This window comes from Micromonospora yasonensis (assembly GCF_026013475.1).
In the GTDB taxonomy this organism is placed as follows: Bacteria; Actinomycetota; Actinomycetes; order Mycobacteriales; family Micromonosporaceae; genus Micromonospora; species Micromonospora yasonensis.
In genome coordinates, this window is sequence record NZ_JAPDPH010000326.1 from 1 (window position 1) to 5,740 (window position 5,740).

The 5,740-nt window shown below is 72.9% G+C and carries 5 protein-coding genes; 1 reads left to right on the top strand and 4 read right to left on the bottom strand.

What is annotated here, in order from left to right:
- Window positions 1–102 precede the first annotated feature (102 nt).
- From pstS to ONA70_RS34125, 4 genes are all read right to left on the bottom strand, one after another.
- Window positions 103–1,203: a phosphate ABC transporter substrate-binding protein PstS gene (gene pstS / locus ONA70_RS34110; protein WP_265010605.1), complete on the bottom strand. Its 1,101-nt coding sequence runs from the start codon at window positions 1,201–1,203 to the stop codon at window positions 103–105.
- A 303-nt stretch (window positions 1,204–1,506) separates the two neighbouring features.
- Window positions 1,507–2,433 carry a mycothiol synthase gene (gene mshD / locus ONA70_RS34115; protein WP_265010606.1) on the bottom strand — a complete coding sequence of 309 codons (927 nt, stop codon included), beginning with the start codon at window positions 2,431–2,433 and terminating at the stop codon, window positions 1,507–1,509.
- 146 nt (window positions 2,434–2,579) lie between these two features.
- Window positions 2,580–3,428: a polysaccharide deacetylase family protein gene (locus ONA70_RS34120; protein ID WP_265010607.1), complete on the bottom strand. Its 849-nt coding sequence runs from the start codon at window positions 3,426–3,428 to the stop codon at window positions 2,580–2,582.
- A gap of 214 nt (window positions 3,429–3,642) precedes the next feature.
- Window positions 3,643–4,356 carry a winged helix-turn-helix transcriptional regulator gene (locus tag ONA70_RS34125; protein ID WP_265010608.1) on the bottom strand — a complete coding sequence of 238 codons (714 nt, stop codon included), beginning with the start codon at window positions 4,354–4,356 and terminating at the stop codon, window positions 3,643–3,645.
- 252 nt (window positions 4,357–4,608) lie between these two features.
- Here ONA70_RS34125 and ONA70_RS34130 point away from each other — a divergent pair, with 252 nt between their 5' ends.
- Window positions 4,609–5,658 (top strand): hypothetical protein, encoded by a 1,050-nt coding sequence (locus ONA70_RS34130; protein WP_265010609.1) that lies wholly within the window; start codon window positions 4,609–4,611, stop codon window positions 5,656–5,658.
- Window positions 5,659–5,740 lie beyond the last annotated feature (82 nt).

A 5,740-nucleotide genomic window follows, 5' to 3' on the forward strand; every position in this document is an offset into this window, starting at 1 on the left:
TGGCCACGGTGGTCCCGCCGGTGCCGGCGTGCGCCGAGCGGTGAGGGGTGTCACCCATCTGCTCGCTCGCTTCGCATAGAGGAGGTGGTGTCGGTCAGTGCGTCAGGAGAGGCTCTTGACCGCGGTCTCGACCTTGGTGCGGACGGTCTCGGGCAGCGGGGCGTAGCCCAGCTCGACCAGGTCCTGCTGGCCCTCGCTGCTGGCGGCGTAGCCCAGCAGGCCCTTGACCAGCGGCAGCTTGTCGGCCGCGAGGCCCTTGCTGCAGACGATCTCGTACGTCGCCAGGACGATCGGGTAGGCCCCGGCCTCCTTGGTGTTGTAGTCGATCGACATCTTGAGGTCGTTGCCCTGGCCCTCGAACTTGGCCCCGGCGATGGTCTTGCCGGCCGACTCGGCGGTCAGCTCGGTGAACTCACCGGCACCGTTCTTGACCTTGGCCTTCTTCAGGCCGGCGTTCTCGGCGTACGACAGCTCGACGTAGCTGATGGTGCCGTCGGTGCTCTTGACCTTGCTGGCCACACCGTCGGACTTGGCCGCGCCGACGCCGCCCGGGGCCTTCCAGGCCTTGGCGTTGCCGAAGGTCCAGTCGGTCTCGGCGGTCTTGGACAGGTACTTGGTGAAGTTGTCGGTGGTGCCGGACTCGTCGGAGCGGTGCACCGCCTGGATCGCGGTCGCCGGCAGCTTGGCGTCCGGGTTGTCGGCCTTGATCGCCGGGTCGTCCCACTTGGTCACCTTGCCGGCGAAGATCTTCGCCAGGGTGGCCGGGCTGAACTGGAGGTTGTCCGCGCCGCTGACGTTGTAGACGACCGCGACCGGGCCGATCACCATCGGCAGGTTGAGGGCCTGGCCGCCGGTGCACTTGGCGTCGGCCTGCGGCTGCTCCTCCGGCTTGAGCGCGGAGTCGGAGCCGGCGAAGTCGGCGGTGCCGGCGATGAAGGCCTGGATGCCGGCGCCCGAACCGGTGGGCTCGTAGTTGATCGTGGTGCCGGCGCACTTCTGCTGGTACGCCTTGATCCACTCGGCCATCGCGTTCTTCTGCGCGGAGGAGCCCTGCGCGTTCAGCGTGCCCTTGCCGCAGTCGGCGGCGGCGGAGCCGGAGGCGGAGGTGCCGGTCGGCTCGTTGTTGTCCGAACCGCACGCGCTGAGACCGAGCACCGCGGTAAGAGCGAGGCAGGCGATGGCGCCGTGCCGCTGGAGCTTCACTTGAGGGGTTTCCCTTCACGTCTTTTGGTCAGGTCGCCCGGGTCGGGGCCCGGGTGCCGGCACTGACCGGCTGACACGAAAGTTAGAAGTGCCAGGTAGACGGTTCGCCGGTCGGAAGTGAACGGAAAATGAACAGGTGCGGCCGGCGGGATGGCCATAGGCTGAGGAAGGGTTGTCCGTTACGTGAACTCGCGACCCGCTATCCCTATTAATGCGATTTATCCGGGCAGCTGTTATCCGGCCGAGTCCATGGCGTGACGCCGCCGTGACCGCTGCTCCAGGATGCCGGGACGCTCCGCCGGATCAGCCGAGCTGGTAGTTGACGTGGGCCGACCAGCGGGCGAAGCCGAGTCGCTCGTAGAGCGCCACCGCCGGCACGTTGGACTCGTCGACGTACAGCATCACCCGGTCCAGCCCGCGGCGGTCCCGCAGGTAGGCCAGCCCGGCGGTGGTGAGCACCCGGCCGAGCCCGCCCCGGTGCGCGGTCGGGTCCACCCCCAGCACGTAGACCTCGCCGATCCGGGCCGAGCCCGGCCGCTCGTGCACCTTGGTCCAGTGGAAGCCGAGCAGCCGGCCGGTCGCCGAATCGATCGCGAGCAGGAAACCGGCCGGGTCGAACCACGGCTCGGCGAGGCGTACCCGCAGGTCGTCGAGGGTCCACCGGCCCTGCTCGGGATGCTGGGCGAAGGCCGCGTTGTTGACCGCGAGCCAGGCCTCGTCGTCCTCGCCCGGGCGGAACGCGCGCAGCTCCACGCCCTCGGGCAGGGCCGGCTCGGGCAGCGGGGCGGCCAGCGGTCGGCGCAGCTGCCAGAGCACCCGGGCGCGGGCGAAGCCCAGGTCGACCGCGAGCGCGGCGGCCGACGGGTGGTCACCGTGCGCCCAGGCGCGCAGCGGCCCGGAGGCCGTGGCCAGCACGCCCCGGGCCAGCGCCCGGCCGGTGCCCCGCCGTCGGTACGCCGGGTGCACCACCAGCTCCACCCCGATGCCGTTCGCCGGGTCGGTGGTGTCGAGATGCGCGTACCCGGTGAGGGTGTTGTCGGTGGCCCGGGCGGTGAGGTGCACGGCGGGCGCCTCCGGGTCCCGGAGCCGCAGCAGCACGTGCTCGTCGAGCGGGTCGGCCCCGTCGGCGTCCCCGGCGGTCCGGGCCAGCGCCAGCACCTCGGCCACCTCGACCGGCGCCAGCCGGTCGGCGCGGGCGACTCGGTCGGCGGTCGGCTCGCTGCTGCTCATGCCGCCGCCTCGCTGCGCTCGGCGTCGGCATGAGGCGCTTCCGCGCTGAGCTGATGATTCGCTCGCTGGCGCTCGCTCATCCCGTCACCGTAGCGGCCGGCCGGCCGTCGATCACGCCGGACGCCGGGACCGTCCGGTGGCGATGATCACGTGGTGCCGACGGGTAGCGCCTCCAACTGGTAGCGGTCCAACAGCTCGGGCAGCAGGTCCTGCAGCGCCCGGACGGTGCCGGAGCGGTTGCCCCCGGCGTCGTGCATCAGCACGATCGAACCCGGTCCGACCTGGGTCATGACCGTGTTGATGATCTTGGGGGCGCCCGGGGTCGTCCAGTCCTGCGGGTCGACCGCCCAGTGCAGCGGGGTCATGCCCAGCTCCTCGCAGGTCGACACCACGGCGGAGGTCCAGGCGCCGCCGGGCTGCCGGAAGTACGCGATCCGCGCGTCCGGCACGGCGGCGTGGATGGCGTCGCTGGTACGGACCAGGTCGGCCCGGATCGCGTCCGGCGACCGTTTGCCCAGGTTGACGTCGTGGTTCCAGGAATGGTTGCAGAGGGTGTGCCCGTCGGCCACGATCGCCTGGATCAGGTCCGGGTGGCTCTGCGCGTTCTCCCCGACCACGCAGAAGGTGGCCTTCACGCCGTACTCCTTGAGCAGGGCGAGCACCTGCGGCGTGTACTGCGGGTCCGGGCCGTCGTCGAAGGTGAGCGCGACCCGCGACGAGCCGGTGGACATCACGCTGCCGTACGGGCCGTCGCCGCCGCCGGCCGGCTGCGCCGAGCCGCTCGCCGAGGGGCTGGGGCTGTCCGGCGGCGGCGCGGGGAAGTCCTGGCTGGGCGGCTGGTCGGCGTAGTGCGGCCGGTTCACGCTGGCCGCCACGCCGCTGCTGTGCTGCGGCTGCTCCGGCATCAGGCTGCGTCCGAGCGCGTACGCCGAGCCGAGCAGCGCGGCGATCACCAGCGTCACCAGTCCGGCCGCCCGGAGGGTCGGCCGCGACATCAGCGGCCCCGCCCGTTCGGATCGGGTCGCGCAGCCGTCATCGCCCCCGTGGTCATTGCACGCACCGTCGCCCCCTCTGCCCCTGACCAATCCGGCAGTCAGAATAAATCTGGCCAGAAGGGCAAAAAGGGCAATCCGGAAACGCTTCCTCGGAAGAGGGGCGGGTGCGCGTTCCAGCCCGCCGGGCGGCCGGGCGGGCTCCGGTTCCGGCCGGTCAGACCGGCAGCGAGGCGGGCTCCGACTCCGGCAGCGAGCGGGACGGCGGCACCACGAACTTGTAGCCGACCTGGCGCACCGTGCCGATCATCGACTCGTACTCCGAGCCGAGCTTCGCCCGCAACCGCCGGACGTGCACGTCGACGGTGCGGGTGCCGCCGAAGTAGTCGTACCCCCAGACCTCGCGGAGCAGTTGGTCCCGGGTGAACACCCGGCCCGGGTGCTGGGCCAGGAACTTCAGCAGTTCGAACTCCTTGTAGGTGAGGTCGAGCGGGCGCCCCTTGAGCTTGGCCGCGTAGGTGTCCGGGTCGATGGTCAGCTCGCCGGCCCGGATCGAGCCGCCGGCGCCGGCCGTCGCGTTGCTCAGTCGGCCGACCGCGAGCCGCAGCCGGGCCTCCACCTCGGCCGGCCCCGCTCCGGCCAGGATGACGTCGTCCACGCCCCAGTCGGCGTTCAGCGCGATCAGGCCGGCCTCGGTGACCACCGCGACCAGCGGTACGCCGAGCCCGGTGGCGTGCAGCATCCGACAGGTCGCGCGGGCCTCGCTCAGCTCGGAGCGGGCGTCCACCAGCACGGCGTCCGGGCTCGGGCCGGAGACCAGGGTGCGCACGTCGCGCGGCGCGGTGCGGACCGAGTGCGGCAGCAGGTCGAGCGCCGGCAGCACCGCCGATGGTTCACCTGCACGCGCGGTCACCAGCAGCAGGAGCTCCACACGATCACCTCCGTCCCGGCGGCCCTTCGGCCGCGCGCGACCAGCGGCACTCCTGGTAGGGGTGGCGCTGAGAACTTGCGTGGGTCCCGGCGTCGCTGACGGGCGGGTAACGGCTTGAGCGTAACGGATCGCCCAGCCGTCACCTCCGTGCCGTTTCCTGTTTGTCCGATCTGCCCCTGATCGCGGCTCAGGTTTTAACGTTGCCGAAACCGTGACCTCCGTCCGGGCGGACTGGTCTGGCACGATCGGGGCGTGTATCCCTCCACCTCGCCCGACACCGGCCGCGACCCGTGGGCCGACGACGCGCGTCCGGGGCCGACCGGCCCGTCCCGTGGCTACCCGCCGGGTCCGCGTACCGGGCCGGGCGACGACGGCGAGGAGCGGCCGGAGCGGAAGGGCCCGCGCCGGCTCCGCAAGGGCGGCCCGGGGCGGCGTCCGGACGACGAGACCGACGAGGCGCCCGAGGAGGAGGTGCCGCCGGTCCCGGTCCGCCGCCCGCTGGCGCTCACCGTCGCCGGCTTCGCCGCGCTGCTCGGCGTCGGCCTGGTGCTCGGCGCGCAGACCGCCGGCCCGGGGCACCGGCTGCCGTTCGCGCTCATCATCTTCGGCGTCCAGCTGCTCTTCGTGCTCGCCTGGACGATGGCCATGCGCCCGCCCGCGCTGCTGGTGGTCGCGCTGGTCAGTGCCGGGGCGGCCGGCATCGCCGACGTCGCGGCGGTGCGGTCCGAGATCGCCGCGCTGGCCCCGATCGGGTACGCCGCGGCCGCCGGCTTCGTGCTCGGCGTGCTCGGCCAGCTCGTCCGGCGGGTGGACCGGGTCCGGGTCACCGACTCGCTCGGCAGCACCCTGCTGATCGTGGTCGGGGTGGTCGCGTTCGCCACGCTGATCGTGCTCAGCCGCATCCCGAAGGGCACCCAGGCGATGACGGTCTGCCTCACCGCCACCGGCGTCGCCCTGCTGGTGGCCCGGCTGACCGACGCGGTGGCGCCCTGGCCCCGGCTCGCCCCGCAGGTGCCCCGGGGTGCCGCCGGGGTGGTCGCCGGCGCCATGCTCGGCACGCTGACCAGCGCGGTGCTCGGCAGCTACCTGGTCGGCTTCACCCCGACCAGCGCCGCCCTGGTCGGCCTGGTCACCGCGGCCACCGCCGTGCTGGCCGACCTCGCCGTCGGGTACGCCGAGGCCGGCCGGCTGATGGCGGGCGAGCCGCCGACCATGTGGGTCGCCCGGCACATGCAGGGCCCGCTGGGCGGGTTCGCGCTCGCCGCGCCGGCCGCGTACGTCATGTGCGTGCTCTTCCTCTGAGCGTGCGGTTGGGGGATCGGCGCCTCGGGTAAGTACCGTTGCGCCACCGACCGGCGACGGGCCACCCGGCCCGGGCGCGGGA